Origin of the sequence: Microbacterium kyungheense (assembly GCF_006783905.1) — a bacterium.
GTDB lineage: Bacteria > Actinomycetota > Actinomycetes > Actinomycetales > Microbacteriaceae > Microbacterium > Microbacterium kyungheense.
On the sequence record NZ_VFPE01000002.1, the window covers coordinates 526,034 to 550,765 of the forward strand.

The 24,732-nt window shown below is 67.7% G+C and carries 21 protein-coding genes and 3 rRNA genes; 17 read left to right on the plus strand and 7 right to left on the minus strand.

Annotated elements, in window-relative coordinates; all coding sequences use genetic code 11:
- Positions 1-7 precede the first annotated feature (7 nt).
- From FB391_RS09160 to FB391_RS09175, 4 genes are all read left to right on the plus strand, one after another.
- Positions 8-424, plus strand: a complete 417-nt coding sequence (locus FB391_RS09160; RefSeq protein ID WP_141894123.1) for a DUF6113 family protein — start codon at positions 8-10, stop codon at positions 422-424.
- A 56-nt stretch (positions 425-480) separates the two neighbouring features.
- Complete coding sequence (fdxA, locus tag FB391_RS09165; protein WP_018170155.1) at positions 481-801, plus strand: ferredoxin; 321 nt, start codon at positions 481-483, stop codon at positions 799-801.
- A 1-nt stretch (position 802) separates the two neighbouring features.
- A complete protein-coding gene (dapC, locus tag FB391_RS09170) occupies positions 803-1,924 on the plus strand; it encodes a succinyldiaminopimelate transaminase (RefSeq protein WP_141894124.1) in 1,122 nt (373 codons plus the stop codon).
- A 185-nt stretch (positions 1,925-2,109) separates the two neighbouring features.
- Entirely contained in the window at positions 2,110-3,408 is a 1,299-nt protein-coding gene (locus FB391_RS09175) for a citrate synthase (protein WP_141894125.1), read from the plus strand.
- Between the two features lie 135 nt (positions 3,409-3,543).
- Here FB391_RS09175 and FB391_RS09180 read toward each other — a convergent pair whose 3' ends face one another.
- Positions 3,544-4,983 (minus strand): MFS transporter, encoded by a 1,440-nt coding sequence (locus FB391_RS09180; protein WP_141894126.1) that lies wholly within the window; start codon positions 4,981-4,983, stop codon positions 3,544-3,546.
- Between the two features lie 157 nt (positions 4,984-5,140).
- Between FB391_RS09180 and FB391_RS09185 the strand changes: the two genes are divergently transcribed.
- A complete protein-coding gene (locus FB391_RS09185) occupies positions 5,141-5,710 on the plus strand; it encodes a TetR/AcrR family transcriptional regulator (protein WP_141894127.1) in 570 nt (189 codons plus the stop codon).
- A 45-nt stretch (positions 5,711-5,755) separates the two neighbouring features.
- Here the strand turns inward: FB391_RS09185 and dapD are convergent, their stop codons facing one another.
- On the minus strand, positions 5,756-6,712 hold the full coding sequence (dapD, locus tag FB391_RS09190; protein WP_141894128.1) for a 2,3,4,5-tetrahydropyridine-2,6-dicarboxylate N-succinyltransferase: 957 nt from the start codon (positions 6,710-6,712) through the stop codon (positions 5,756-5,758).
- Positions 6,713-7,250: 538 nt separating this feature from the next.
- On the opposite strand from dapD, the gene FB391_RS09195 reads away from it, so the two are divergent.
- The 6 genes from FB391_RS09195 to FB391_RS09220 all read left to right on the plus strand — a co-directional run bounded on the left by FB391_RS09195 (position 7,251) and on the right by FB391_RS09220 (position 15,202).
- Positions 7,251-8,772 (plus strand): 16S ribosomal RNA (locus FB391_RS09195).
- A gap of 418 nt (positions 8,773-9,190) precedes the next feature.
- A 23S ribosomal RNA gene (locus FB391_RS09200) occupies positions 9,191-12,295 on the plus strand.
- 116 nt (positions 12,296-12,411) lie between these two features.
- Positions 12,412-12,528 (plus strand): 5S ribosomal RNA (gene rrf / locus FB391_RS09205).
- The 16S, 23S and 5S rRNA genes sit together here, the layout of an rRNA operon.
- 94 nt (positions 12,529-12,622) lie before the next feature.
- The gene (gene dapE, locus FB391_RS09210) at positions 12,623-13,699 is read left to right on the plus strand and encodes a succinyl-diaminopimelate desuccinylase (RefSeq protein ID WP_141894129.1); all 1,077 of its coding nucleotides are present in this window, start codon (positions 12,623-12,625) and stop codon (positions 13,697-13,699) included.
- Positions 13,700-13,705: 6 nt separating this feature from the next.
- Positions 13,706-14,932 (plus strand): hypothetical protein, encoded by a 1,227-nt coding sequence (locus tag FB391_RS09215; protein WP_246093436.1) that lies wholly within the window; start codon positions 13,706-13,708, stop codon positions 14,930-14,932.
- 96 nt (positions 14,933-15,028) lie between these two features.
- A complete protein-coding gene (locus tag FB391_RS09220) occupies positions 15,029-15,202 on the plus strand; it encodes a DUF3117 domain-containing protein (protein WP_019179788.1) in 174 nt (57 codons plus the stop codon).
- Between the two features lie 66 nt (positions 15,203-15,268).
- Here the strand turns inward: FB391_RS09220 and FB391_RS09225 are convergent, their stop codons facing one another.
- Positions 15,269-15,904, minus strand: coding sequence for an O-methyltransferase (locus FB391_RS09225; protein ID WP_141894130.1), 636 nt, complete (start codon positions 15,902-15,904; stop codon positions 15,269-15,271).
- A gap of 72 nt (positions 15,905-15,976) precedes the next feature.
- On the opposite strand from FB391_RS09225, the gene FB391_RS09230 reads away from it, so the two are divergent.
- Entirely contained in the window at positions 15,977-16,360 is a 384-nt protein-coding gene (locus tag FB391_RS09230) for a twin-arginine translocase TatA/TatE family subunit (RefSeq protein ID WP_141894131.1), read from the plus strand.
- 28 nt (positions 16,361-16,388) lie between these two features.
- Here the strand turns inward: FB391_RS09230 and FB391_RS09235 are convergent, their stop codons facing one another.
- The 3 genes from FB391_RS09235 to FB391_RS09245 are packed head-to-tail and all read right to left on the minus strand — an operon-like array spanning position 16,389 to position 19,368.
- Positions 16,389-17,546 (minus strand): P-loop NTPase, encoded by a 1,158-nt coding sequence (locus FB391_RS09235; RefSeq protein WP_141894132.1) that lies wholly within the window; start codon positions 17,544-17,546, stop codon positions 16,389-16,391.
- A complete protein-coding gene (locus FB391_RS09240) occupies positions 17,543-18,070 on the minus strand; it encodes a DUF1003 domain-containing protein (protein ID WP_141894133.1) in 528 nt (175 codons plus the stop codon). The genes FB391_RS09235 and FB391_RS09240 overlap by 4 nt, the downstream gene beginning before the upstream one ends.
- Entirely contained in the window at positions 18,070-19,368 is a 1,299-nt protein-coding gene (locus tag FB391_RS09245) for a magnesium transporter MgtE N-terminal domain-containing protein (protein WP_141894134.1), read from the minus strand. The genes FB391_RS09240 and FB391_RS09245 overlap by 1 nt, the downstream gene beginning before the upstream one ends.
- A gap of 40 nt (positions 19,369-19,408) precedes the next feature.
- Here FB391_RS09245 and FB391_RS09250 point away from each other — a divergent pair, with 40 nt between their 5' ends.
- The 5 genes from FB391_RS09250 to FB391_RS09270 are packed head-to-tail and all read left to right on the plus strand — an operon-like array spanning position 19,409 to position 23,437.
- Positions 19,409-20,176 (plus strand): YflT domain-containing protein, encoded by a 768-nt coding sequence (locus FB391_RS09250; protein ID WP_246093437.1) that lies wholly within the window; start codon positions 19,409-19,411, stop codon positions 20,174-20,176.
- Positions 20,173-21,147 (plus strand): ABC transporter ATP-binding protein, encoded by a 975-nt coding sequence (locus FB391_RS09255; RefSeq protein WP_141894135.1) that lies wholly within the window; start codon positions 20,173-20,175, stop codon positions 21,145-21,147. The genes FB391_RS09250 and FB391_RS09255 overlap by 4 nt, the downstream gene beginning before the upstream one ends.
- Positions 21,144-21,929, plus strand: a complete 786-nt coding sequence (locus FB391_RS09260; RefSeq protein ID WP_141894136.1) for an ABC transporter permease — start codon at positions 21,144-21,146, stop codon at positions 21,927-21,929. The genes FB391_RS09255 and FB391_RS09260 overlap by 4 nt, the downstream gene beginning before the upstream one ends.
- A complete protein-coding gene (locus tag FB391_RS09265; RefSeq protein WP_185843017.1) occupies positions 21,916-22,743 on the plus strand; it encodes an ABC transporter permease in 828 nt (275 codons plus the stop codon). Before FB391_RS09260 ends, FB391_RS09265 begins: the two co-directional genes overlap by 14 nt.
- A 16-nt stretch (positions 22,744-22,759) precedes the next feature.
- Positions 22,760-23,437, plus strand: coding sequence for an alpha/beta hydrolase family protein (locus FB391_RS09270; RefSeq protein ID WP_141894138.1), 678 nt, complete (start codon positions 22,760-22,762; stop codon positions 23,435-23,437).
- Positions 23,438-23,440: 3 nt separating this feature from the next.
- Here FB391_RS09270 and FB391_RS09275 read toward each other — a convergent pair whose 3' ends face one another.
- On the minus strand, positions 23,441-24,646 hold the full coding sequence (locus FB391_RS09275) for a citrate/2-methylcitrate synthase (RefSeq protein ID WP_141894139.1): 1,206 nt from the start codon (positions 24,644-24,646) through the stop codon (positions 23,441-23,443).
- Positions 24,647-24,732: the final 86 nt, after the last annotated feature.

Genomic DNA, 24,732 nt, shown 5'->3' on the forward strand with positions numbered 1-24,732 from the left:
TTGCCCGGTGAGTTTCTCGTGGTCTCGGGTCGGCACGTGGCTGGTCGCGTTCATCGTGGGCGCGGTGTACGGAGTGGCCGGCACGGTGGCCCAGGCGTACATGCTCGGCTGGTTCCCGCTCGGACTCGTGCTGGCCGTCATCGGCGTCGTGGCGCTCCTCGTCGCCGTGCGGCTGCTGACGGCCGACCGGTGGGCGGCGCTGGCCGCAGGACTCGGCGTCATGCTCGCGACGCTGGTGTTCTCGGGCGCCGGACCGGGTGGGTCCGTCGTCGTGCCGCAGGCGCCGGAGGGGCAGTTCAACCCCGGCCTGGTGTGGACCATCATCGTGCCGTTGGCGGCAGCCGTCGTGATCGCCTGGCCGGAGTCGCTCCCGCGCATGGCGTCGGCGCCGGCCGCGGCCGACGCGCCGCGCGACGCCGGCTGATCCGGCTCCGCGGACGCACGGCCGAGCGATCGGTATGCCGCGGCTAGACTGAACCCGTGACGTACGTGATCGCCCTTCCCTGCGTGGACGTCAAGGACCGCGCCTGCATCGACGAGTGTCCGGTGGACTGCATCTACGAGGGTGACCGGTCGCTGTACATCCACCCGGACGAGTGCGTGGACTGCGGCGCCTGCGAGCCGGTGTGCCCGGTCGAGGCGATCTACTACGAGGACGACCTGCCCGACGAGTGGCAGGACTACTACAAGGCCAACGTCGAGTTCTTCGACGACATCGGCTCGCCCGGCGGCGCAGCCAAGGTCGGCGTGATCCACAAGGACCACCCGATCATCGAGGCCCTGCCCCCGCAGGAACACTGACGTGGGGGTCGCCGACCTCGCCGACTACCCCTGGGACGCCGTGGCGCCGTACGCTGCGCGCGCCCGCTCCCACCGCGACGGGCTCGTCGACCTCTCGATCGGATCTCCCGTCGACCCGACTCCGGCCGTCGTCGCGGACGCGCTGCGCGCGGCGACCGATGCGCACGCCTATCCGCAGACGATGGGCACCCCGGGGCTGCGGGACGCGATCGCGCGCTGGTTCGAGCGTCGCCGCGGAGTGCCGGGCCTGACGCCGGAACATGTGCTGCCGACGGTCGGCTCGAAGGAACTCGTCGCGCTCCTGCCGCTCCTGCTGGGTCTCGGTCCGGGCGACGTCGTCGTGCATCCGCGGGCGGCCTATCCGACGTACGAAGTCGGCGCGCGACTCGTCGGCGCCACGCCGTTCGCCTCGGACGATCCCGCCGAGTGGCCGGACGCCACCAGGCTGGTGTGGGTCAACTCTCCCGGCAACCCCGACGGCCGGATCCTCGACGTCGACGCGCTGCGCGCGGCCGCGGCCCGCGCCCGCGAGCTCGGGGCGGTCCTCGCCTCGGACGAGTGCTACGCCGAGCTCGGCTGGGATGCCCCGTGGGACGACGAGCCCGTGCCGTCGGCGCTGGACCCGCGCGTGACGGACGGCGACGTGAGCGGCATCCTCTCGGTCTATTCGCTGAGCAAGCAGTCGAATCTTGCCGGCTACCGTGCGGCGTTCCTGGCCGGCGACCCCGCCGTCGTGGCGCGGCTGCTGACCGCCCGCAAGCATCTCGGCCTCATGCTGCCGCTGCCGGTCCAGGCGGCCATGGCGGCGGCACTCGACGACGACGCGCACGTGGCGGCGCAGCGTGAGCTGTACCGGCGGCGGCGCGAGGTCCTCAAGCCCGCGGTCGAGGCGGCGGGCTTCCATATCGACGGCTCCGAGGGCGGCCTCTACCTGTGGGCGACGGAGGGGCGCGATGCGTGGGAGAGCCTCGGGCGCCTCGCCGATCTCGGCATCCTCGCGGGGCCGGGGCATTTCTACGGCACGCACTTCCCGCAGCACGTGCGGCTGTCGCTCACCGCGACCGACGAGCGCATCGCCGCGGCGGCCGAGCGCCTGCGGGCGGTCTCGGTGCTCCAGGACTGAGGATTCCTCCATTGGATGCCTCGTCCCTTTGGCTGTGTCAGCGATAGGCGTGACAGCGGACTAGGCTGTAGGACGCGGCGACGCGGCATCCCCCGTCCCGTATCTCCGTCCTGAGGCAGAAGCCGTCGGCATCGCCCAGGACAGGACGACACCCCCGGCACGACCAGAAATCGCGAGGAGGCGCCGTGAGCGACGCGGGCACCCAGCAGGAGAAGGCCACCCTCACGATCGGTGATACCACCGCCGAGTTCCCGCTGCTGCGGGGCACCGACGGCACGCCGAGCGTGGACTTCTCCACCTTCACCCGCCAGACCGGCCACACCGCCCTCGACTACGGCTTCGTGAACACGGCGGCGACCAAGTCCGCCATCACGTACATCGACGGCGACCAGGGCATCCTGCGGTACCGGGGCTACCCGATCGAGCAGCTGGCCAAGAACAGCACGTACCTCGAGGTCGCGTGGCTGCTCATCTACGGCGAGCTGCCGACCGCGGACGAACTGGCGGAGTTCGACGAGAAGATCCGTCGGCACACGCTGCTGCACGAGGACCTCAAGCGGTTCTTCTCGGCGCTGCCGCACACGGCGCACCCGATGTCGGTGCTGTCATCGGCCGTCTCGGCGCTCTCGACGTACTACGAGCACCAGTCCGACCCGAACAACCCCGAGCACGTCGAGCTCAACACGATCCGCATGCTCGCGAAGCTGCCGGTGATCGCGGCGTACGCCCACAAGAAGAGCATCGGTCAGGCGTTCCTGTACCCCGACAACTCGCTCGGGTTCGTCGACAACTTCCTGAAGCTCAACTTCGGCGTGCTGTCCGAGGTGTACGACGTCGACCCCGTCATGTCGCGCGCGCTAGAGCGCCTGCTCATCCTCCACGAGGACCACGAGCAGAACGCCTCGACGTCGACGGTGCGCCTGGTGGGCTCGACCGGGGCCAACCAGTTCTCGTCGATCTCGGCCGGCATCAACGCGCTCTATGGTCCGCTGCACGGCGGCGCCAACGAGGCCGTGCTCGACATGCTGGCCCGCATCCGCGACTCGGGAGAGAGCGTGCAGCGCTTCGTCGAGCGCGTGAAGAACAAAGAGGACGGGGTGAAGCTCATGGGCTTCGGCCACCGCGTCTACAAGAACTACGACCCGCGCGCGAAACTCGTCAAGGAGTCGGCAGACGAGGTGCTGGCCGCCCTCGGCGTCAGCGACCCGCTGCTCGACCTCGCCAAGGAGCTGGAAGAGATCGCGCTCAACGACGCGTACTTCCAGGACCGCCGGCTGTATCCGAACGTCGACTTCTACACGGGTGTGATCTACAAGGCGATGGGCTTCCCGACGCGCATGTTCACGGTGCTGTTCGCGATCGGCCGCCTGCCCGGCTGGCTGGCGCAGTGGCGCGAGGCCGCGAGCGACCCGCAGACCAAGATCGGCCGCCCGCAGCAGCTGTACATCGGCGCCCCCGAGCGCACGTATCCCGGTCTCGCCTGAGACCGGAACGACGGATGCCGCACCCCGAGGGGTGCGGCTGGGCCCACGCGCCCGGAGGCTCCGCGCAGCGCGCCAGCGCTGCGTGGAGGGGGCGTGGGGACCGTCGTTCGTGAGGCGCTTCGCCGAGGTGAGGCGTCAGGCGGCCTCGGCGAAGGCCGGCGACTCGTCGGCGGTCTCGAGCGGGCGCGCGGTGGCGGCATCCACCCGACGCGGGCGCACGGCGAGCACGATGACGGCTGCCACGACCGCCGCCCCCGCGATGGTCAGCCACGCCAGGGTGTAGCTGTCGAATCCGGGCTCGTCGCCGGGGGCGACCGAGCCGAACACGACGGCCGTCGTGAACGCCGAGCCGATCGCGGACCCGATCGTGCGCAGATTCGCGTTGACCCCCGTGGCGATGCCGGTGCGGTCGGCGGGGACGCTCTCGACGATGATGCTCGCCGCGGACGCGTAAGCCAGTCCGATCCCGAGCCCGAACACGCCGCCGGCGATCGCGATCGTGATCAGGGCGGTGTGCTCGGCGACGGCGAGGACGACGCCGCCGGCCATGAGGAGCGCGCCGAGCGCCATCATCACGCGCAGCGGCACGACGCGGGCGATCGCGCCGGCCGCGAAGCCGACGGCGGACATGCCCACGAGCAGCGGCAGCAGCGCGATCCCGGCGGCCTGCACCGTCAGGCCGAGGCCCCAGCCGGAGCTGACCGGTGTCTCGAGGAACTGGGGCAGGTAGCCCCAGAATCCGAAGGCCGCGACGCCGATGAGCAGGGCAGCGGCGTTGACCGGCCAGATGGCGCGCGCCGCCATGAGGCGCAGGTCGACGAGCGGGCTGTCGGAGCGCAGCTCCGAGACGACCCACGCGGCCATCAGGATCACGGCGGCGGCGAACAGGCCGAGCGTCGCGGGCGAGGTCCAGCCCCATCGGGCGCCGGAGCTGAGCGGCACGAGCAGGGCGATGAGCCACCCCGACAGCAGGAGCGCCGACAGCGCGTTGACGCGGCCCTCGGCGCGCGCGCCGGATCGGGGGACGAGGGTGACGGTCAGCACGATCCCCGCGACGGCCGCGATGAACGGCACCGCGAAGATGCCGTGCCAGCCCAGGAGTGCGGCCAGCGGCCCGGCGAGCACGCTGCCCGCGGCGCCGCCGATGCCGATGATCGCACTGGTGGCGCCGATCGCGCCGGTGAGGCGCTCGCGCGGCATGACGTCGCGAAGCAGGCCGAAGGCGAGCGGGAAGAGCGCGCCGCCCACGCCCTGCAGCACACGGGCGAGGATGAGCACGGGCAGGTTCGCCGCGAACGAGGCGATGATGTCGCCGAGCGCGACGACGCCGATCACGACGAGGAACGTGTTGCGACGGCCGCGCAGGTCGCCGATGCGGCCGAGCAGGGGAGTGGCGACGGCGGCGGCGATGAGCCACGCCGTGTTGGTCCAAGATGCCGCGTCCGCCGTCACCCCGAAGTCCGAGGCGATGAGCGGTATGACGGGGATGACGAGGTTCTGAAGGAGCGCGAGCGAGGCGACGCTGATCGCGATCGCCGCGAACGCCGCGCGGGACGAAGGGGTGGAGGTGGGCATCGACGGGCCTTCCGATGGGTGCGGATCCGATGAATGCGGAGTAAAGTGGAGGTGGGTCTCCGAACGGAGGTTGCCTCCGCTTAGACATTAGCGGAGGGTGCCTCCGTTTCGCAAACCACTGTTTTCCGTCCATGTTTCGCCCACCGGAGGTCACGAGATGCCCGTCGCCGAGCGGATCTCCGCGCTCGAGTCGCGCCGACCGCAGCGCGCGGACGCCGCGCGCAACTTCGACGCCCTCGTCGCCGCCGGCCGCGAGGCCTTCGCCGAGCAGGGCTCGGCGGCCTCGCTCGAAGACATCGCGCGACGTGCCGGCGTCGGCATCGGGACGCTGTACCGCAACTTCCCGACGCGGGACGATCTCATCGAGACGCTGTACCTCGGCGAGGTCGATGCACTCGTCCGCGCCGCGGACGAGGTCTCGGACCTCGAACCCTGGGACGCGCTGCGGGCCTGGCTCGACCGATTCGTCGCCTACGTGGGCACCAAGCATGCGCTGCTGGAGGGACTGAACCGCCGGTCGCCGGTGCTGGCGGAGTGCCGCACGATCATGTTCGCGGCCGGCGAGCCGCTGCTGGTCCGTGCTCAGGAGGCAGGAGAGGTCGTGCCCGACGTCACGATCGGCGATGTCGTGAAGCTGGTGTCGGGTGTCGCGGCCGTCGCGTCGTTCGACGACGACGCGCAGCGCAGGCGAGTGCTGAATCTCGCCGTCAACGCCATCCGCCGCTGATACGAAGCGGGCCGCCGGCTCGCGCCGACGGCCCTCCCGGACACCTCAGGCGTGCAGCGCCTCGTTGAGGGTGACGCCCACACCTGCGCGACGCACGGCCTCGACAGCTCCGCTCAGCGAGTTGCGACGGAACAGCAGCCCGTCGCGCCCGGAGAGATCGGCTCCCTTGGCGGTCGTGGGCGAACCGTCGGCACGGCGCGGCTCGTCGGGCAGCACGACCTTCGTGCCCGCCGTGAGGTAGAGACCCGCTTCGACGACGCAGTCGTCGCCGAGCGAGATGCCGATGCCCGCGTTGGCTCCGAGGAGGGTGCGCGCGCCGACCGACACCTTGTGCGTGCCGCCGCCCGAGAGAGTGCCCATGATCGAGGCGCCGCCGCCGATGTCGCTGCCGTCGCCGACGACGACGCCCTGGGAGATGCGTCCCTCCACCATGCTCTGGCCGAGCGTGCCGGCGTTGAAGTTGACGAAGCCCTCGTGCATCACGGTGGTACCCGGAGACAGGTACGCGCCGAGGCGCACGCGGGAGGCATCCGCGATCCGCACGCCGGGAGGCGTGACGTAGTCGAGCAGACGCGGGAACTTGTCGAGGCCCTGCACCTGGATGCCCTCGCGCGCGAGGAACGGGCGAAGCCGGGTCAGGGCGTCGGGGTGGACGGGGCCGGCAGTCGTCCATGCCACGTTCGGCAGGTGCCCGAAGATGCCGTCGAGGTTGACGGTGTTCGGCGCTGCGAGACGATGCGAGAGCGCATGCAGGCGGAGATAGGCGTCGGAGGTGGAAGCCGGGGCGGCATCGAGGTCGATCTCGAGCGTCACGATCTCGACCTCCACCGATCGCCGCGCGTCCGGCACAGCGAGCCGGTCGAGCTCGTCGGGCGGCAGCTGCGGGTCGTACCCGAGCGGGATCCGTCCCGCAGCGGGGGAGGGGAACCACGTGTCGAGCACGGTCCCGTCGTCGGCGATCGTGGCGAGGCCGGCGCCCCACACCCAGCGTTCTTCGGTCATGTCCTCCACGGTAGCGCGGCGCCTCTCGGGCTGCCGCTCGCGGGCTCTTCGCCGACACCGCGACGGCGACACGCCCGGGATGCGCGCTCGATTCGACGCCCCGCCGGGATCCACGTAGAGTTCTTGTTGTTCGCCCCAAAGGGTAGAGCCGCGGACCGGAAGGTCCCGCTCCCCTCAAGCTGCGAACAGCCCCATCTGATCCCCAGCCGTTTGGTTGGCCGGCCGGTTTCGGTCTAAGATGGGTATCTTCCACTCCGAGAGCTGTGTGTCACGCTGTGACCCGTGGTGAAGGGAGTGCGAGAGCAGAGAAGTTGCCCTTGGCGACGGTCGAGAGACCCGGTCCTTGGTGCGTCTGATCTTTGAGAACTCAACAGCGTGCACTTGTCAAATGCCAATTTTTTTCTCTGTCGACCACGTTTGTGGTTGGTGGGGGTCTTTTTTGGATCAATTCATGGATGTCAGTTTGATATTCGTTTTTGGTCATGGTTGAACTCGCTGGCTGGTGGTCGTTTTTCCCGATCCTGGTTGGCATCATTTTTTTATGGAGAGTTTGATCCTGGCTCAGGATGAACGCTGGCGGCGTGCTTAACACATGCAAGTCGAACGATGAAGCCTCACTTGTGGGGTGGATTAGTGGCGAACGGGTGAGTAACACGTGAGCAACCTGCCCTGGACTCTGGGATAAGCGCTGGAAACGGTGTCTAATACTGGATATGAGCTTCTGCCGCATGGTGGGGGTTGGAAAGATTTTTCGGTCTGGGATGGGCTCGCGGCCTATCAGCTTGTTGGTGAGGTAATGGCTCACCAAGGCGTCGACGGGTAGCCGGCCTGAGAGGGTGACCGGCCACACTGGGACTGAGACACGGCCCAGACTCCTACGGGAGGCAGCAGTGGGGAATATTGCACAATGGGCGGAAGCCTGATGCAGCAACGCCGCGTGAGGGATGACGGCCTTCGGGTTGTAAACCTCTTTTAGCAGGGAAGAAGCGTGAGTGACGGTACCTGCAGAAAAAGCGCCGGCTAACTACGTGCCAGCAGCCGCGGTAATACGTAGGGCGCAAGCGTTATCCGGAATTATTGGGCGTAAAGAGCTCGTAGGCGGTTTGTCGCGTCTGCTGTGAAATCCCGAGGCTCAACCTCGGGCCTGCAGTGGGTACGGGCAGACTAGAGTGCGGTAGGGGAGATTGGAATTCCTGGTGTAGCGGTGGAATGCGCAGATATCAGGAGGAACACCGATGGCGAAGGCAGATCTCTGGGCCGTAACTGACGCTGAGGAGCGAAAGGGTGGGGAGCAAACAGGCTTAGATACCCTGGTAGTCCACCCCGTAAACGTTGGGAACTAGTTGTGGGGTCCTTTCCACGGATTCCGTGACGCAGCTAACGCATTAAGTTCCCCGCCTGGGGAGTACGGCCGCAAGGCTAAAACTCAAAGGAATTGACGGGGACCCGCACAAGCGGCGGAGCATGCGGATTAATTCGATGCAACGCGAAGAACCTTACCAAGGCTTGACATACACCAGAACGGGCCAGAAATGGTCAACTCTTTGGACACTGGTGAACAGGTGGTGCATGGTTGTCGTCAGCTCGTGTCGTGAGATGTTGGGTTAAGTCCCGCAACGAGCGCAACCCTCGTTCTATGTTGCCAGCACGTAATGGTGGGAACTCATGGGATACTGCCGGGGTCAACTCGGAGGAAGGTGGGGATGACGTCAAATCATCATGCCCCTTATGTCTTGGGCTTCACGCATGCTACAATGGCCGGTACAAAGGGCTGCAATACCGTGAGGTGGAGCGAATCCCAAAAAGCCGGTCCCAGTTCGGATTGAGGTCTGCAACTCGACCTCATGAAGTCGGAGTCGCTAGTAATCGCAGATCAGCAACGCTGCGGTGAATACGTTCCCGGGTCTTGTACACACCGCCCGTCAAGTCATGAAAGTCGGTAACACCTGAAGCCGGTGGCCTAACCCTTGTGGAGGGAGCCGTCGAAGGTGGGATCGGTAATTAGGACTAAGTCGTAACAAGGTAGCCGTACCGGAAGGTGCGGCTGGATCACCTCCTTTCTAAGGAGCACCTCAGCCCTTCGGGGTTGTAGGAACCTCAGCAGAGCGAACGTCTCTGCGGGGGCTCGTGGGTGGAACATTTGACATGGCATCAGCGCGGCTGATTCCTGCTAGTACGCCAGATCCTTCGGGGTGTGGTTGGAAGGTGGGGGTTGGGGAGCGGGGTGCCTGCACGCTGTTGGGTCCTGAGGGACCGGACGCCGCCGTGGGTGGTGTGCGATTTCTTCTGGGCTCGATCTGCTGCCGGCCGTGGGTTGGTGGGTGGGTCGGGTGCCGCCCGTACTTTGAGAACTACACAGTGGACGCGAGCATCTTTGCGAGATGACCTTTCGGGGTTGTCTTGTGTTGATGATCTTAAAGATCATTAGTCAATTTCTGGTCGCACTTTTTGGTGTGGCCCGAGTTTTGATTCTCATGTTTTCAAGTCTTTAAGAGCAAACGGTGGATGCCTTGGCATCTGGAGCCGAAGAAGGACGTAGCAATCTGCGATAAGCCTCGGGGAACTGATAAGCAAGTTTTGATCCGAGGGTGTCCGAATGGGGAAACCCCGCTGGGCGGCGTGCCGACCTAGTGACTCCCGCCTGAATATATAGGGCGGGTAGAGGGAACGCGGGGAAGTGAAACATCTCAGTACCCGCAGGAAGAGAAAACAACCGTGATTCCGTGAGTAGTGGCGAGCGAAATCGGATGAGGCTAAACCTAGCGTGTGTGAGAGCCGGCAGGCGTTGCATGTTGGGGGTTGTGGGACTTTCTTGATCATTCTGCCGAGTGGTCGACGTGACAGAAGCGTATAGACGAACCGTCTTGAAAGGCGGGCCAGAGTGGGTGCCAGCCCCGTAGTCGAAATGCGTGTTCTGGCGTGGAGAGTATCCCAAGTAGCACGGGGCCCGAGAAATCCCGTGTGAATCTGTCAGGACCACCTGATAAGCCTAAATACTCCCAGATGACCGATAGCGGACAAGTACCGTGAGGGAAAGGTGAAAAGTACCCCGGGAGGGGAGTGAAATAGTACCTGAAACCGTTTGCTTACAAACCGTTGGAGCCTCCTTGGTAGGGGTGACAGCGTGCCTTTTGAAGAATGAGCCTGCGAGTTAGCGATATGTGGCGAGGTTAACCCGGGTGGGGTAGCCGTAGCGAAAGCGAGTCTGAATAGGGCGATTCAGTCGCATGTCCTAGACCCGAAGCGAAGTGATCTATCCATGGCCAGGCTGAAGCGACGGTAAGACGTCGTGGAGGGCCGAACCCACTTAGGTTGAAAACTGAGGGGATGAGCTGTGGATAGGGGTGAAAGGCCAATCAAACTTCGTGATAGCTGGTTCTCTCCGAAATGCATTTAGGTGCAGCGTTGCGTGTTTCTTGCCGGAGGTAGAGCTACTGGATGGCCGATGGGCCCTACAAGGTTACTGACGTCAGCCAAACTCCGAATGCCGGTAAGTGAGAGCGCAGCAGTGAGACTGTGGGGGATAAGCTTCATAGTCGAGAGGGAAACAACCCAGACCACCATCTAAGGTCCCTAAGCGCGTGCTAAGTGGGAAAGGATGTGGAGTTGCTTAGACAACCAGGAGGTTGGCTTAGAAGCAGCCACCCTTGAAAGAGTGCGTAATAGCTCACTGGTCAAGTGATTCCGCGCCGACAATGTAACGGGGCTCAAGCACGCCACCGAAGTTGTGGCATTGACATTATTGGTAGGCCTTCGTGGTCCAGCCGTGTTGATGGGTAGGAGAGCGTCGTGTGGCGAGTGAAGCGGCGGGGTGACCCAGCCGTGGACGCCACACGAGTGAGAATGCAGGCATGAGTAGCGAAAGACGTGTGAGAAACACGTCCTCCGAAAGACCAAGGGTTCCAGGGTCAAGCTAATCTTCCCTGGGTAAGTCGGGACCTAAGGCGAGGCCGACAGGCGTAGTCGATGGACAACGGGTTGATATTCCCGTACCGGCGAAGAACCGCCCAAACTAACCCAGTAGTGCTAAGTATCTGAATCCCCATGACCGGAGCCTTCGGGCGATGGCGTGGGGCCTAGCGTACGACCCCATGCTGGTGCGGTTAGCGTGTTAACAGGTGTGACGCAGGAAGGTAGCCCATCCCGGGCGATGGTTGTCCCGGGGCAAGTGCGTAGGCCGAGTCGTAGGCAAATCCGCGACTCATACAGGCTGAGACACGATGCGGATGAAAAGTGGGTGATCCTATGCTGCCAAGAAAAGCATCGACGCGAGGTTCTAGCCGCCCGTACCCCAAACCGACTCAGGTGGTCAGGTAGAGAATACCGAGGAGATCGAGAGAATCGTGGTTAAGGAACTCGGCAAAATGCCCCCGTAACTTCGGGAGAAGGGGGGCCATCCACTTATATGAGCTTGCCTCAAAAAGGGTGTGGTGGCCGCAGAGACTAGTGGGTAGCGACTGTTTACTAAAAACACAGGTCCGTGCCAAGTCGCAAGACGATGTATACGGACTGACGCCTGCCCGGTGCTGGAAGGTTAAGAGGACCGGTTAGCCGCAAGGCGAAGCTGAGAATTTAAGCCCCAGTAAACGGCGGTGGTAACTATAACCATCCTAAGGTAGCGAAATTCCTTGTCGGGTAAGTTCCGACCTGCACGAATGGCGTAACGACTTCCCAACTGTCTCAACCGCGAACTCGGCGAAATTGCATTACGAGTAAAGATGCTCGTTACGCGCAGCAGGACGGAAAGACCCCGTGACCTTTACTACAGCTTGGTATTGGTGTTCGGTGTGGCTTGTGTAGGATAGGTGGGAGACTGTGAAGCGGATACGCCAGTATTCGTGGAGTCGTTGTTGAAATACCACTCTGGTCACTCTGGATGTCTAACTTCGAACCGTGATCCGGTTCAGGGACAGTGCCTGGTGGGTAGTTTAACTGGGGCGGTTGCCTCCCAAAAAGTAACGGAGGCGCCCAAAGGTTCCCTCAACCTGGTTGGCAATCAGGTGGCGAGTGTAAGTGCACAAGGGAGCTTGACTGTGAGACTGACAGGTCGAGCAGGGACGAAAGTCGGGACTAGTGATCCGGCAGTGGCTTGTGGAAGCGCTGTCGCTCAACGGATAAAAGGTACCTCGGGGATAACAGGCTGATCTTGCCCAAGAGTCCATATCGACGGCATGGTTTGGCACCTCGATGTCGGCTCGTCGCATCCTGGGGCTGGAGTAGGTCCCAAGGGTTGGGCTGTTCGCCCATTAAAGCGGTACGCGAGCTGGGTTTAGAACGTCGTGAGACAGTTCGGTCCCTATCCGCTGCGCGCGTAGGAAGTTTGAGAGGATCTGACCCTAGTACGAGAGGACCGGGTTGGACGAACCTCTGGTGTGCCAGTTGTACTGCCAAGTGCACCGCTGGTTAGCTACGTTCGGGATGGATAACCGCTGAAAGCATCTAAGCGGGAAGCCGGCCTCAAGATGAGACTTCCATACCTTCGGGTGAGAGGCTCCCAGCCAGACTACTGGGTTGATAGGCCAGATGTGGAAGCACGGCAACGTGTGCAGCTGACTGGTACTAATAAGCCGACGACTTTTAAACATTCCCCCACTGCGGGGTGAGAATGCTCGCGTCCACTGAGTGGTTCCCGATGTACGGTCGGGAACACAACAAAACACAGACTTTTGTTATGTGACAACCTGAAACATCGAAAGAGTTTCGGCGGCCATAGCGAGAGGGAAACGCCCGGTCCCATTCCGAACCCGGAAGCTAAGCCTCTCAGCGCCGATGGTACTGCAGGGGGGACCCTGTGGGAGAGTAGGACACCGCCGGACACCCATTCACGGAATGGCCACCCACACCCTGGGTGGCCATTCCGCGTTAACGCAGCTTGTCAGAGTGCCGATGGACGCTGGGTAGACTCGAACAATGGCGTCGCTCGATCTCACCGTGTCCTCCGTCGAACTCACGCGGAACATCTGCGACATTCCGAGCGTCTCCGGTGACGAGCGCGTGCTGGCCGATGCGATCCACGAGGCGATCTCGGCGCTGCCGCACCTGGAGGTCTATCGCGACGGCGACACGATCGTGGCTCGGACGAACCTCGGCCGTGCGCAGCGTGTCGTGATCGCCGGTCACATCGACACCGTGCCGATCAACGAGAACCTGCCCACGCGCGACTTCGAGGTCGACGGCGTCCCCGTCATCTGGGGTCGTGGCACCGTGGACATGAAGGCGGGCACCGCTGTGCAGCTGAAGCTCGCCGCAGAGCTTGCCGCCCCTCGCGTCGACATCACCTGGATGTGGTACGACCACGAAGAGGTCGACGCCGATCTCAATGGCCTCACCCGTCTGGCACGGACCCGGCCTGACCTCTTCCAGGGCGACTTCGCCATCCTCGGCGAGCCCTCCAACGGGGCCGTGGAAGGCGGCTGCAACGGCAACCTGCGCGCGATCGTGCGGACCCATGGCGTCCGAGCCCACAGCGCGCGCGCGTGGGTCGGAGACAACGCCATCCACAAGGCCGCGCCCGTCCTCGCTCGACTCGCCGAGTACCGACCGCGCGAGGTTCCCGTTGAGGGACTCGTGTACCGCGAGGGGCTCAATGCGGTGCGCATCCGGGGCGGCGTCGCGGGGAACGTCATCCCCGACCTGTGCGAGGTCGAGGTGAACTATCGCTTCGCGCCCAGCCGCAGCCTCGACGAGGCGGAGCGGCACGTGCGCGACGTCTTCGACGGCTTCGACGTCGAAGTCGTCGACGGCGCGGCCGGGGCCCGGCCGGGGCTCGATGCGCCGCTCGCGCAGGAGTTCCTCGCCGCGGTGGCAGCCGAGCCGCGCCCGAAGTACGGATGGACCGACGTGGCGCGCTTCAGCGCACTGGGCGTCCCCGCCGTGAACTACGGCCCGGGAGATCCGAGCCTCGCCCACCACGACGAGGAGCGCGTGCCGATCGCGCAGATCGAGGCGGTGGAGCGGGGCCTGCGGTCCTGGCTCGCCGGCAGCTGACCTCTCGTGGCTGACGCGACTCCGGCCGCGCCCGCCGCGGCGGTGCCGACCCGCCCCGCGAGGGCAGCGGTGCGTATCGCCGTCATCTACATCGCGGCTCGTCTGATCACGACGCTGTTCCTGTTCCTCGCAGCCGAGCTGTCGGGGTTCGGCAGCCGGATGGGCCCCGACGCGAACCTCGGCTCGACGATCGTCGCGTGGGACGGCACCTGGTACTGGCTGATCGGCTACGCCGGCTACCCGTCCGAGCTGCCGCTCACCGACGCGGGCCAGATCGCCGAGAACGCGTGGGCCTTCCTGCCGATCTACCCCTACCTGTCGCAGTGGGTGTCGTGGCCCTTCGGGCAATGGGCCGCCGGCGCCCTGATCGTCTCGCTGGTGGCCGGGTACGCCGCATCCCTCGTCCTCTACCGGCTGCTCCGGCTGAGACTCGACGCCTCCGCGGCGACGTGGGCGGTGCTCTTCTTCGCCTGTGGCCCTCTCGCCGCGCTGTTCCAGGTCGGCTACGCCGAGACGCTGAACCTGCTGTGGCTGTTCTGTGCGCTCTGGTGCGTCATGCGCCGCCGGTACGGCTGGCTGTACCTGCTGATTCCGCTCATGGCGTTCACCCGGCCCGGAGTGCTGGCCTTCTCGCTGTTCCTGGCGCTGTTCGGCATCTGGCGCTGGTTCCGCCGGCGCAGCGAGCCGCTGGGCGGACGCGAGATCGCCCACATCGTGCTGCTGGGCCTGCTCGCGGCGGTCGCCGGCTTCGCCTGGCAGGTGATCGCCGGGTGGGTGACCGGCGATCCCGGAGCGTATCTGTCCACCGAGCTGGCGTGGCGGCGCAACTGGATCCTGGGTGACGCGAGCTTCGCCCCCTTCGACGCCTTCGCCGCCGGCATCGAGTTCTGGTTCGGCACCATGTGGGGGCTGCCCGTCGTATGGGGCTATATCGCAGTAGGCGCCGGTCTCGTCGCGCTCGCGTGCGCGCTGCTCTTCCTCCCGCAGGTGAAGCGGCTGGGGGTCGAGCTCCGGCTGTGGAGCGCCAGCTACCTGCTCTACCTCCTGCTCGTGTTCTTCCCGCAGTCGAGCATCTTCCGGCTGCTGGTGCCGCTCTCGCCGCTGTGGGGTGCCTTCGCCGTGCCCCGGTCGCGCGCGTGGCGGATCTGCGTCCTCGTCGCGTGCCTGCTCGGCCAATGGTGGTGGATCTACAACATGTATGCCCTAGGGAACACCGCCTGGCAGGTGCCGTGACGGGAGAAATCGGATGCCGCTTTCCACAGGCGTGCCCCGGTGTCTGCGCCCTCACGATAAACTTGTCTGGCAGACCATCGATGTAAAGGAGCCGCAATGGCAGCCATGAAGCCGAGAACCGGAGACGGGCCGATGGAGGCCGTGAAGGAGGGCCGACTCATCATCGTGCGGGTGCCGCTCGAGGGTGGAGGCCGTCTGGTCGTCTCCGTGAACGACGCTGAGGCTAAGGAGCTCTACGACGTTCTGGGTGGCGTCGTCAACGCCGCGTAAGTCACATCGTCCTGAAAGGCCGGTCTTCGGACCGGCCTTTCGTGTATGCGCCGACGGCCTGCGGCGTCAGACCGAAGGCACCGTGGTGAGCTGCAGCAGTCCCTCGCCGGTGATGGACAGCGCGCCGATGACGGCGGGGGAGGCCTGGGTCTCTTGAATGAGCGAGCGATACGACGTCGTCACCGCGTCGCGACGGACGGGGTCGGCCACGGCACCGCCGGCGAGCACGCGCGGCACCAGGACGGTGCCGCCGGCGCGCACCAGCCGCAGCCCGTGCTCCACGTACTCGATGACCCCCTCGGGGTCGGCGTCGACGAGCACGATGTCGTAGGACGCCTCGTTCATGCGGGGCAGGACCTCGGAGGCGCGTCCGGTGATGAAGCGGGCCCGGGCAGCCGGGATCCGCGCGTCCGAGAACGCCTGGCGCGCCGCACCGAGGTGCTCGGGCTCCTTGTCGATCGTGGTGAGGGTCGCGCGCGGCGAGCCGTGCAGCAGCCACAGTCCCGAGACGCCCGCGCCGGTGCCGATCTCGACGATGCTGAGCGCCTGCGACGCCGCGGCGATGACGGCGCACTGCGCGCCGATCGCCGGGCTCACCGGGGCGGCGCCGAGTTCGAGCGCGTGAGCGCGCGCCGCCGCGATGTGATCGGGCTCACTCGTGGCTTCGTCGACGAACCGCTGGTTCGCGTTCTGCTCTCCCATGCGAATCCTCCGCCCGCCAGCCTACGCGGCCCCGCGGCGCTGGCGGAGCAGGCACGGCGGTAACCTGATGTCATGATCTTCGGCCTCACCATCGAGAAGCTGCTGCTGATCGGTGTCGTCGCGGCGCTCATCCTGGGGCCCGAGCGCCTTCCGCGCTACGCCGAGTCACTGGCGACGCTCACCAAGCGTGCGCGGGAGTGGGTGTCGACCGCGCGGACGCGGGTGCGCGACGAGATGGGCGAGGACTTCGACGACGTCGACTGGCGCACCCTCGACCCGCGGCAGTACGACCCGCGCCGCATCATCCGCGAGGCGCTGCTCGACGACGCGCCGGTGGCCCCGCGGGCATCGGCGACGGCGGCCGCCCCAGCCACGGCGGTGGCGGCCGAGACTCCGCGAGAGACCTTCCGCGGTGGGGGGGACGGTCCGCCGCCGTACGACACCGAAGCCACCTGAGCGCCGTCGCGGCGGCATCCCGAGGGCGTCAGCGGGGGCGGAACGGCAGACTGCGGCCAGCGAGTCCGCGCGGCACGCGCGCGAGAGCATCGGCGACCTGGGCGATGGCCTTCGCCGCCGGATCCTCGGGATGTGCGAGAACGGCGGGGATGCCGGCATCCGCGTCCGCTCGCAGCGTCGGGCTGAGCGGCACGGACGCCAGCAGCGGCACCTCGTCGCCGGACCCGGTGAGCGCCGCGGCGACCGCAGCGCCGCCACCGGCGCCGAACAGATCGAGCGTCGTGCCGTCAGGCAGGGTCATCGCGGCCATGTTCTCGACCACGCCGATCACCTTCTGACCGGTCTGCCGCGCCACCAGGCCGCTGCGGACGGCGACGTCGGAGGCTGCGGTCTGCGGCGTCGTGACGACGAGCACCTCCGCGTTGGGAAGCAGCTGACCCACCGAGATCGCCACGTCGCCGGTGCCCGGCGGCATGTCGAGGAGCAGCACATCCAGGTCACCGAAGTACACGTCGGTGAGGAACTGCTGCACCGTGCGATGCAGCATCGGCCCGCGCCAGGCGACCGCGCCCAGCGGCGCGGCGTCGCCGTCTGCGCGGCGCAGGAACATGCCGATCGAGATGACTTTCACCCCATGCGCGACGGGAGGGAGCATGAGGTCGTCCACGCGCGTCGGCTGCGGGACGCCACCGTCGGGGCCGACGAGGCCCAGCTGACCCGGGATCGAGAAGCCGTGCACGTCGGCGTCGACGAGTCCCACCGCGAGTCCTCGCGCCGCGAGGGCCGCCGCGAGGTTCGCGGTCACCGTCGACTTGCCGACGCCGCCTTTGCCGCTGGTCACCGCGATGACGCGCGTGAGGCTGCCGGGGCCGAAGGGCATCTCGCGCGAGCGTCCGCCCCGCAGACGGTCGGTCAGCGCGTGACGCTCGGCGGGCGTCATGACGCCCACGTCGAGCGCGACCTCGTCGACCCCCGGGACGGATGCCGCGGCCGCGGTGACGTCGGCGGCGATACGGTCGGCGGCCGGGCAGCCGACGATGGTCAGCGCGATGGCGACGCGGGCGACGCCGCCGTCCACCGAGATGTCGCGCACCATGTCGAGCTCGCTGAGCGGGCGCCGCAGCTCGGGGTCGGCGACCGCGCCGACGGCCGCGCGGACGGCGTCCGCGAGGGATCCGCCGCTCATCGTGCGGCGCCGCCCTCGATCTCGGCGTTGTCGAGCTTGTCGAGCAGGGCTCGCAGCTCGGTGCGCAGCACGTCACGCGTGAGCACCTGCTCCGAGAACTCGTTCACCGCCATGCGCAGCGCCACGACCTCCCGGGCGAGGTACTCCGTGTCGGCGAGATTGCGCTCGGCACGCTGCCGGTCCTGCTCGATCTGCACGCGGTCGCGGTCGTCCTGCCGGTTCTGCGCCAACAGGATGAGCGGGGCGGCGTACGAGGCCTGCAGCGAGAGGATCAGCGTCAGCAGCGTGAAGTTGGTCGCGGCAGGGTCGAACTGCAGCTGCGGCGGCATGAAGATGTTCCAGCACAGCCACACCGCGACGAAGATCGTCATCCCGATGAGGAAGCCCGAGGTCCCCATCGCGCGGGCGAACGCCTCGGAGAAGCGTCCGAACCGGTCGCTGGACTGCTGCTGCGGCGCCCGCTGCAGCATGCCCGAGCGGCCGCGGGGCGCGTCGAGCGCCGGCTGGCGTGTCGTGCGTGCCATCAGCGCCTCCTCGGGATGCTTGCGGTGGTCGTCGGGACGCCGTCGGATGCCGCGTGCTCATCGGCGGCATCCTGAGATCTCCAGTCCTCCGGCAGGAGGTAGTCCAGCACGTCGTCGACGCTGACGGCGCCCACGAGGCGGTGCGCGGGGTCGACGACGGGCAGCGACACGAGGTTGTACGACGCCAGCAGACGCGCCACCTCGGTCGCCGAAGCCGTCGCCGGCACCGGGTCGAGGGTGTCGTCGATGATCGCGCCGAGACGCTCGTGCGGGGGATAGCGCAGCATCCGCTGGAAGTGCACAGTGCCCAGCAGGCGTCCGGTGGGGGTCTCGTACGGCGGCAGCGTGACGAACACCGCGGCCGCGAGGGCGGGGTGCAGCTCGTGACGGCGGATCAGTGCGAGCGCCTCGGCGATCGTCGCGTCCGCCGACAGCACGATGGGCTCGCTCGTCATGAGGCCGCCCGCGGTGTCGGGGCCGTACTTCAGCAGCGCGCGGACGTCCTCGGCCTCTTCGGGCTCCATCAGCTCGAGCAGCTCTTCGCGCTGGTCCTCGGGCAGCTGGCCGAGCACGTCGGCGGCGTCGTCGGGCTCCATCGCGTCGAGGATGTCGGCGGCCCGCTCGTCGTCGAGCGCCTCGAGGATGTGCACCTGCTCCTCTTCGGGCATCTCTTCGAGCGCGTCGGCCAGACGGTCGTCGGGCAGCTCCTCGACGACTTCGAGCAGGCGCTCCTCGGGGAGGTCCAGCAGCGTGTTGGCGAGATCTGCCGGACGCAGCTCGGAATACGTGGCGACGAGCTGCTCGGCCGACTGGGCCTCGCCGGGCACCTGGCTCTCGCGCACGTCGTCCCACCCGGCGAACGTGGTGGGGCCCTTCGCGAACGGCGAGGCGCTGGTCTTGGGCTTGCGGAGGAACAGCTGACCCACGTCCCACTCGCCCAGCCGGTTGCGCTCGATGGCGACGTCTTCGATGACCGCGGTGCCCGAGCCGTCGGCGAGGAACACCTTGCGGCCGATCATCTCGGCCATGACCCGCACCTCGCCGCCGCGCTGCTGGAAGCGGCGCACGTTGATGAGGCCGGTCGTGATGACCTGGCCCGTGGCGATGGAGGTGACCCGTCCGATGGACACGAACACGTTGCGCCGGCCGGGGATCTCGACCACCAGCCCGATGACGCGAGGCGGGTCGTCTTTTCGGTAGATGACGACGACGTCGCGGACTTTGCCCAGGCGATCGCCGGCGGGGTCGAAGACCGAGCACCCGGAAAGGCGCGCGACGAAAACCCTCTGCGTGCTCACACGTCCCAGCGTAGTCCGCGTGCCGTGGGAGGATGGGGAGATGACCATGATGGGAGGGCGCTTCCCGCAGGGTTCGGACGCCGTCGGCCAGACGGTGGCGAACTTCCCGACGTACGAGGCGGCGCAGAAGGCGGTGTCATCGCTGATCGCGGCCGACATCCCGGCACGCGACATCGCGATCGTGGGGCAGGGACTGCGCTCGATCGAACGCATCACCGGCCGGCTGGGTTACGCGTCGGCGGCGCGTTCCGGGGCGGTGAACGGCATCCTCCTCGGTCTGCTGTTCTCCGCGATCCTGGTGATCGGGTCGCCCTCGGTGCCGATCCAGGCGTTCGTCGGTGTGCTCTTCGTCGGCATCGCCCTCGGCATGCTCATGAGCATCGTGGCGTACTCCTTCGTCCGTCGCCGCCGCGACTACGCGTCGGTGATGCAGGTGCTGGCGGACCACTACGAGGTCACCGTCGCGCAGAACAGCGTGCAGCGCGCCCGACAGGTGCTGGGTCCGCTCTCGGCCGCTGCGGCGCCGTCGGCCCCCGTTGCGCCGTCCGCGCCCGCCGCCGCTGCTCCGGCACGGCCGGCGGCGACGTCACAGCCCACGGAGCCGCCGAAGTACGGCGAGCGCGTGACGCCGTCGACGGTCTCCGCGCCGCCTGCATCCGACGCTGACGCGTCGAGCGGGGCACCGGCGCGTGCAGGCCGCGCCGCGCCCCCGGCTGCTCCGGCCGCAGAGGAGGGCGACACGGAAGCCGATACGGTTCCCGCTCCCGACCCGACGGACGTGACCGTGAAGGACGACGACCCTCGATGACCTCGGCCGGCGCGCCTGCCATCGAGGTCCGCGAGCTGCGGCGGGAGTACCGGGTGCGCGGGGCGCGGAAACGCGTGACGGCGCTCGACGGGCTGTCGCTCTCCGTCTCGGCGGGCACGGTCCACGGCCTGCTCGGACCCAACGGCGCCGGCAAGACGACGCTGTGCAAGATCCTCGCGACCGTCCTCGTCCCGACGAGCGGTTCGGCCCGAGTAGCCGGATTCGACGTGGAGCGCGACGCGCGAGAGGTGCGACGTCGGATCGGGCTCGTGCTCGGCGGCGATCGCGGGCTCTACGCCAAGCTCACGGCGCGTCAGAACCTCGAGTTCTGGGCGGCGATGTACGGGATGGCCGGCGGTGCGGCATCCATTCGCATCGACACCGTGATCGATCAGGTGGGGCTCGCCGGCGTGGAGCTGACGGTCGAACGCTTCAGTCGCGGTATGAAGCAGCGCCTGCACCTGGCGCGCGGGCTGCTGCCCGCGCCCGAGGTGCTGCTGCTCGATGAGCCCACGACGGGCATGGATCCGGTGTCAGCGCACGCCTTCCGCGACCTCGTGCGGAGCGTCGTCGCAGCCGGCTCGACCGTGCTGCTGACGACGCACGACATGGCAGAGGCCGAGGCGCTGTGCACCGAGGTCTCGATGATCGACGGCGGTCGGCTGCTCGCGACGAGCACGCCCCGCGGGCTCGGTGAGCTGCTGACGACCTACGAGCGGATCGACGTGAGGACCACGGGCCCGGCCGTCGCGGAGCGCGTACGCGCCGAGCTCGAGACACGCGACGACGTCGTCTCCGCTGCTGTCCACAACGGAGCCACGGTCCGCGTCGAGACGCAGGGCAAGGACGCCGTCGGCCGGGTGCTGTCGGCACTGGTCGCGCAGGGAATCACCCAGGTGGCGGTGACCTCGCCGAGCCTCGACGAGGTCTACGTGCACGTCATCGGCGACCGCGGGATGGACGTGCGGTGAGACGCGTCCGCGCGCCTCAGGTGATCGGCGCCGCGGCGCTGCTCGAGGCGCGCATGCTGCGACGCTCGCCCGCAGAGCTGTTCGCGGTGTGGCTCGTGCCGCTCCAGACGCTCGGATATCTCGCCATCTTCCGCTTCAGCGGCCGCGCCGACCTCGACGCCTATGCCGTGCTCGCGCCTGCGGTCATCGCGCTGTGGGCCCTCGCCCTGCTGCGGTCGGGCGAAATCATCGCGAACGAGCGCGACAACCAGTCGCTGGAGGCGATCGCCGCGGCTCCCGCGCGGCTGGAACTCGTGATGATCGGCCGGGTCGCGGTCATCACGCTGGCCTCGTGGGTCGCGCTGCCGCTGTCGGCGCTCACCGGCTGGGTGTTCTTCGGCGTGGTGCCGGTCGTCGCCGACCCCGGAGTCTTCGCGCTGACCTATGTGGCGATGTCGCTCGCGACCGTCGCGACGGCGCTGCTGTTCGCGGTGTTCTTCGTCAACTCGCGATCCCCCCGCATCTTCCAGAACAGCCTGAGCTACCCGTTCTACGTGCTCGGAGGCGTGCTCGTGCCGATCGCCCTGTACCCGGAGTGGGTGCAGGTGCTCGCGCGGGGGGTGTACCTGTCATGGTCGGCGGATCTGCTGCGGGCATCGGCGACCGGCGTCGGGCTGCAGGGCTGGCCGTGGCGCCTGGCGGTGATCCTCGGCCTCGCGGCGGTCACGTCCGTCGTCGCCCATGTGCTGCTCGGCCTCACGATGCGCAACGCCAGGCGGGAGGGCAAGCTTGGCCTCACCTGATGTGCTCCTGCCCGCGCGACCGTCGAACGCGAGGATCTTCGGCCGCGCCGTCCGCACCGGCATGGGCGACCTGCGCAGCAACTACACGTGGTGGTCGTGGTCGAGCGGCTGGCTGCTGCGCTGCCTCATGGAGGTCGCCTTCTTCGGCCTGATCGGACTGCTGCTGCAGAGCCGCGAGGCGACCTACTTCCTTCTCATCGGGCGCGGCCTGTTCGTCGGCGTCGCCGAGACCATGTGGGTCATCCAGTCGGCGGCGTGGGAGCGGGGGACAGGCACGCTTCCGCTCCTCGTCTCGGCGCCCGGCCGGGCGTGGCCCGCGTTCGCGGGGCGCAGTACGCAATGGCTGCCGAGTGCGGCCACGACGTCGCTCGTGTCGCTGCTGATCGTGCCGCCGCTGTTCGGGTTCGGCATGACGCCCGAGGGCATTGTGGCGTCGGCGCTGGCGGCGGTCGTGAGCGTGATCGCGAGCTACGGGTTCGCGCTGCCAATCGCGGCGATCGTGCTGCGCAGGCCATCCTGGCGCAACGCCGCGTCGAACGTCACGCACAACGTGATGGGCCTCGTGTGCGGCGCTCTCGTGCCCGTCGCGTTCTGGCCTGCGCCGGTGCAGTGGTTCGCGCAGATCTTTCCGGTCACTCACTCTCTGCGCGGTCTGCGCGCCGTGCTGGAAGGCGCCGCGAACGGGTGGGGCGAGCTCGTAGCCGGCCTCGGACTGGGGCTCGGACTGGGCGCGCTGTGGTTCGCGTTCGGGGCCTGGCTGCTCGAGCGCTTCGCCGAGGCGGCACGACACGGCACGATCGACATCGACACGTGAGTCGGGAAGGCGAGACATGAGCGCAGACGAGGCCACGATCACGGTCGGCCTGCCCACGGGCGTGGTGGACGTGGCGGCCGAGTACGAGTCGCCCGCCGACCCGTGGGCCTTCGCGGCTGTGGCGCACGGCGCCGGCGCCGGGTACCGGCATCCCTTCCTTCTGGGGTTCGCGGGCGCACTCGCGCGTGAGGGGATCGCGACCGTGCGGTTCAACTTCCCGTACGTCGAGCAGGGACGACGGATGCCGGGGCCGGCGGCGCACGCCGTCACCACGTGGGCGGCGGTCGAGGCCGACGCGCGCGCACACGCCGACGGGCTGCCGCTGTTCGCGATGGGCAAGTCGTACGGCGGACGCATGGCGTCGATGGCCGCGGCCGAGGGTGCGATCACCCCGTCGGGGCTCGTCTACCTCGGGTACCCGCTGCACCCGCCAGGCCGGCCCGACAAGCCGCGGATCGACCATCTGCCCGAGATCCCCCAGCCGCAGCTGTTCGTCGAGGGCACGAACGACCCTTTCATCGACCCGCACGAGCAGCTCGAGGCCGCTGTCGCCTCGTGTCGCGCGGCCGAGATCTCGTGGATCGACGGCGGCGGGCATTCGTTCGATGTCAAGGGGCGCAAGCGCGCGGCCGCCGAGGTCGGGGCGGAGCTCGCCGCCGGCGTCGCTGCATGGATGCGGGGCGTCGCCGGCTGACCGTCAGTCCGCTGCTGCCGGGCCCACGTATCGTCCGCGCGGGCGCAGCCGCATGGGCTTCTGCTCGAACTCGTCCTTCGCGTGGGCGATCCACCCCGCCAGGCGTCCGACGGCGAACACGACCGCGCCCGCGTCCTCGCCCATGTCGCCCCAGAGCACGAGTGCCGCCAGCGCCAGGTCGAGATTCGGACGGGTCACGGCATGCCGTGCGACCTCGGCGGTCACGGCATCCATCAGGGCGACGATCGCGTCGCCGCCTTCGGCGGCGGCCAGCAGCTCGCGGAGCACGACGGCACGCATGTCGCCGCCGGCATACAGCGGCTGACCGAACCCGGGGATGCCGCGCCCGCCGTCGCGCACCGCCCGCGCGATCGCCGACGCAGGGCTCTCACCGCGCTGCACGGCACGCAGCATGCGGACGGCGTCGCGGCTCGCATGGCCGTGCAGCGGCGCGTCGAACACGCCCAGCGCGGCGGTCACGATGGCATATGCGGACCCGCGAGCGGATGCCGCCACTCGGGCAGCCAGTGTCGAGACCGCGAGATCGTGATCGAGCACGAGCACGAGCGCGGCGTCGAGCAGACGGGCGCCGTCCTCGCGCGGGCGGCGGGCGAGGGCGGCCCACAGCGTCTGTGCGATCGGCGTGCCGGACGGCACGAGATCGGTGAGAGCGGCGGGCAGACCGACGAGCAGCCTGGCGCCCACGCGCGCGAGGGCTTCGGCTGAGGGGTCGTCGCGCAGCGGATCCGAGCTCGCGAAGGCCGTGACCGCCACGAGCAGCCGGTCCAGCGGCGTGACGGCGTCGCCCAGCGTGGCCACGGTGCCGCGCGCGAGCGCGAGAGCGGCCTCGTCGGGGCCGCGCAGGACCGGTGCGTCCCACAGCCAGCGGACGACGTCGTCGAAGGTCGAATCGCGGGCGAGCCGGGCGGCCGAGCGCTCGCGGTAGAAGAGCTCGTCGTCTTCGAGGTGTGCGAGCGACGTGTCGAGAACCATCAGCGGCATGCCGCCGCCCGATGGCTCGACGGGACGCGGCGTGACCCGCCGCCGGCGCAGCGCGAAGGCTTCCACCTCCAGCGGGTCGAAGGACGAGCCGGAGGCGTCCCGCTCGCGGGACAGCAGTCCGCGCGAGACGTACGCGTACAGCGACTCGGGTTTGACGCCGAGGCGCGCTGCCGCCTGCGCCGCGGTGAGACGGGGGAGGTCGCTCATGAGGTTGATCCGATCAAGATTGACGAAGCGAGGATCAAGTTCCGACACTGACTGTAGCGCGGCGGACGCCGCGCAGGACGGAGACC

Bases quoted from the DNA above. Each gene is read 5' to 3' on its own strand.
- FB391_RS09180 (WP_141894126.1), bottom strand. From the start codon at position 4,983: ATGCCCACCTCCACCCCTTCGTCCCGCGCGGCGTTCGCGGCGATCGCG.
- FB391_RS09185 (WP_141894127.1), top strand. From the start codon at position 5,141: ATGCCCGTCGCCGAGCGGATCTCCGCGCTCGAGTCGCGCCGACCGCAG.
- dapD (WP_141894128.1), bottom strand. From the start codon at position 6,712: ATGACCGAAGAACGCTGGGTGTGGGGCGCCGGCCTCGCCACGATCGCC.
- dapE (WP_141894129.1), top strand. From the start codon at position 12,623: ATGGCGTCGCTCGATCTCACCGTGTCCTCCGTCGAACTCACGCGGAAC.
- FB391_RS09220 (WP_019179788.1), top strand. From the start codon at position 15,029: ATGGCAGCCATGAAGCCGAGAACCGGAGACGGGCCGATGGAGGCCGTG.
- FB391_RS09225 (WP_141894130.1), bottom strand. From the start codon at position 15,904: ATGGGAGAGCAGAACGCGAACCAGCGGTTCGTCGACGAAGCCACGAGT.
- FB391_RS09230 (WP_141894131.1), top strand. From the start codon at position 15,977: ATGATCTTCGGCCTCACCATCGAGAAGCTGCTGCTGATCGGTGTCGTC.
- FB391_RS09235 (WP_141894132.1), bottom strand. From the start codon at position 17,546: ATGAGCGGCGGATCCCTCGCGGACGCCGTCCGCGCGGCCGTCGGCGCG.
- FB391_RS09240 (WP_141894133.1), bottom strand. From the start codon at position 18,070: ATGGCACGCACGACACGCCAGCCGGCGCTCGACGCGCCCCGCGGCCGC.
- FB391_RS09250 (WP_246093437.1), top strand. From the start codon at position 19,409: ATGACCATGATGGGAGGGCGCTTCCCGCAGGGTTCGGACGCCGTCGGC.
- FB391_RS09255 (WP_141894135.1), top strand. From the start codon at position 20,173: ATGACCTCGGCCGGCGCGCCTGCCATCGAGGTCCGCGAGCTGCGGCGG.
- FB391_RS09270 (WP_141894138.1), top strand. From the start codon at position 22,760: ATGAGCGCAGACGAGGCCACGATCACGGTCGGCCTGCCCACGGGCGTG.
- FB391_RS09275 (WP_141894139.1), bottom strand. From the start codon at position 24,646: ATGAGCGACCTCCCCCGTCTCACCGCGGCGCAGGCGGCAGCGCGCCTC.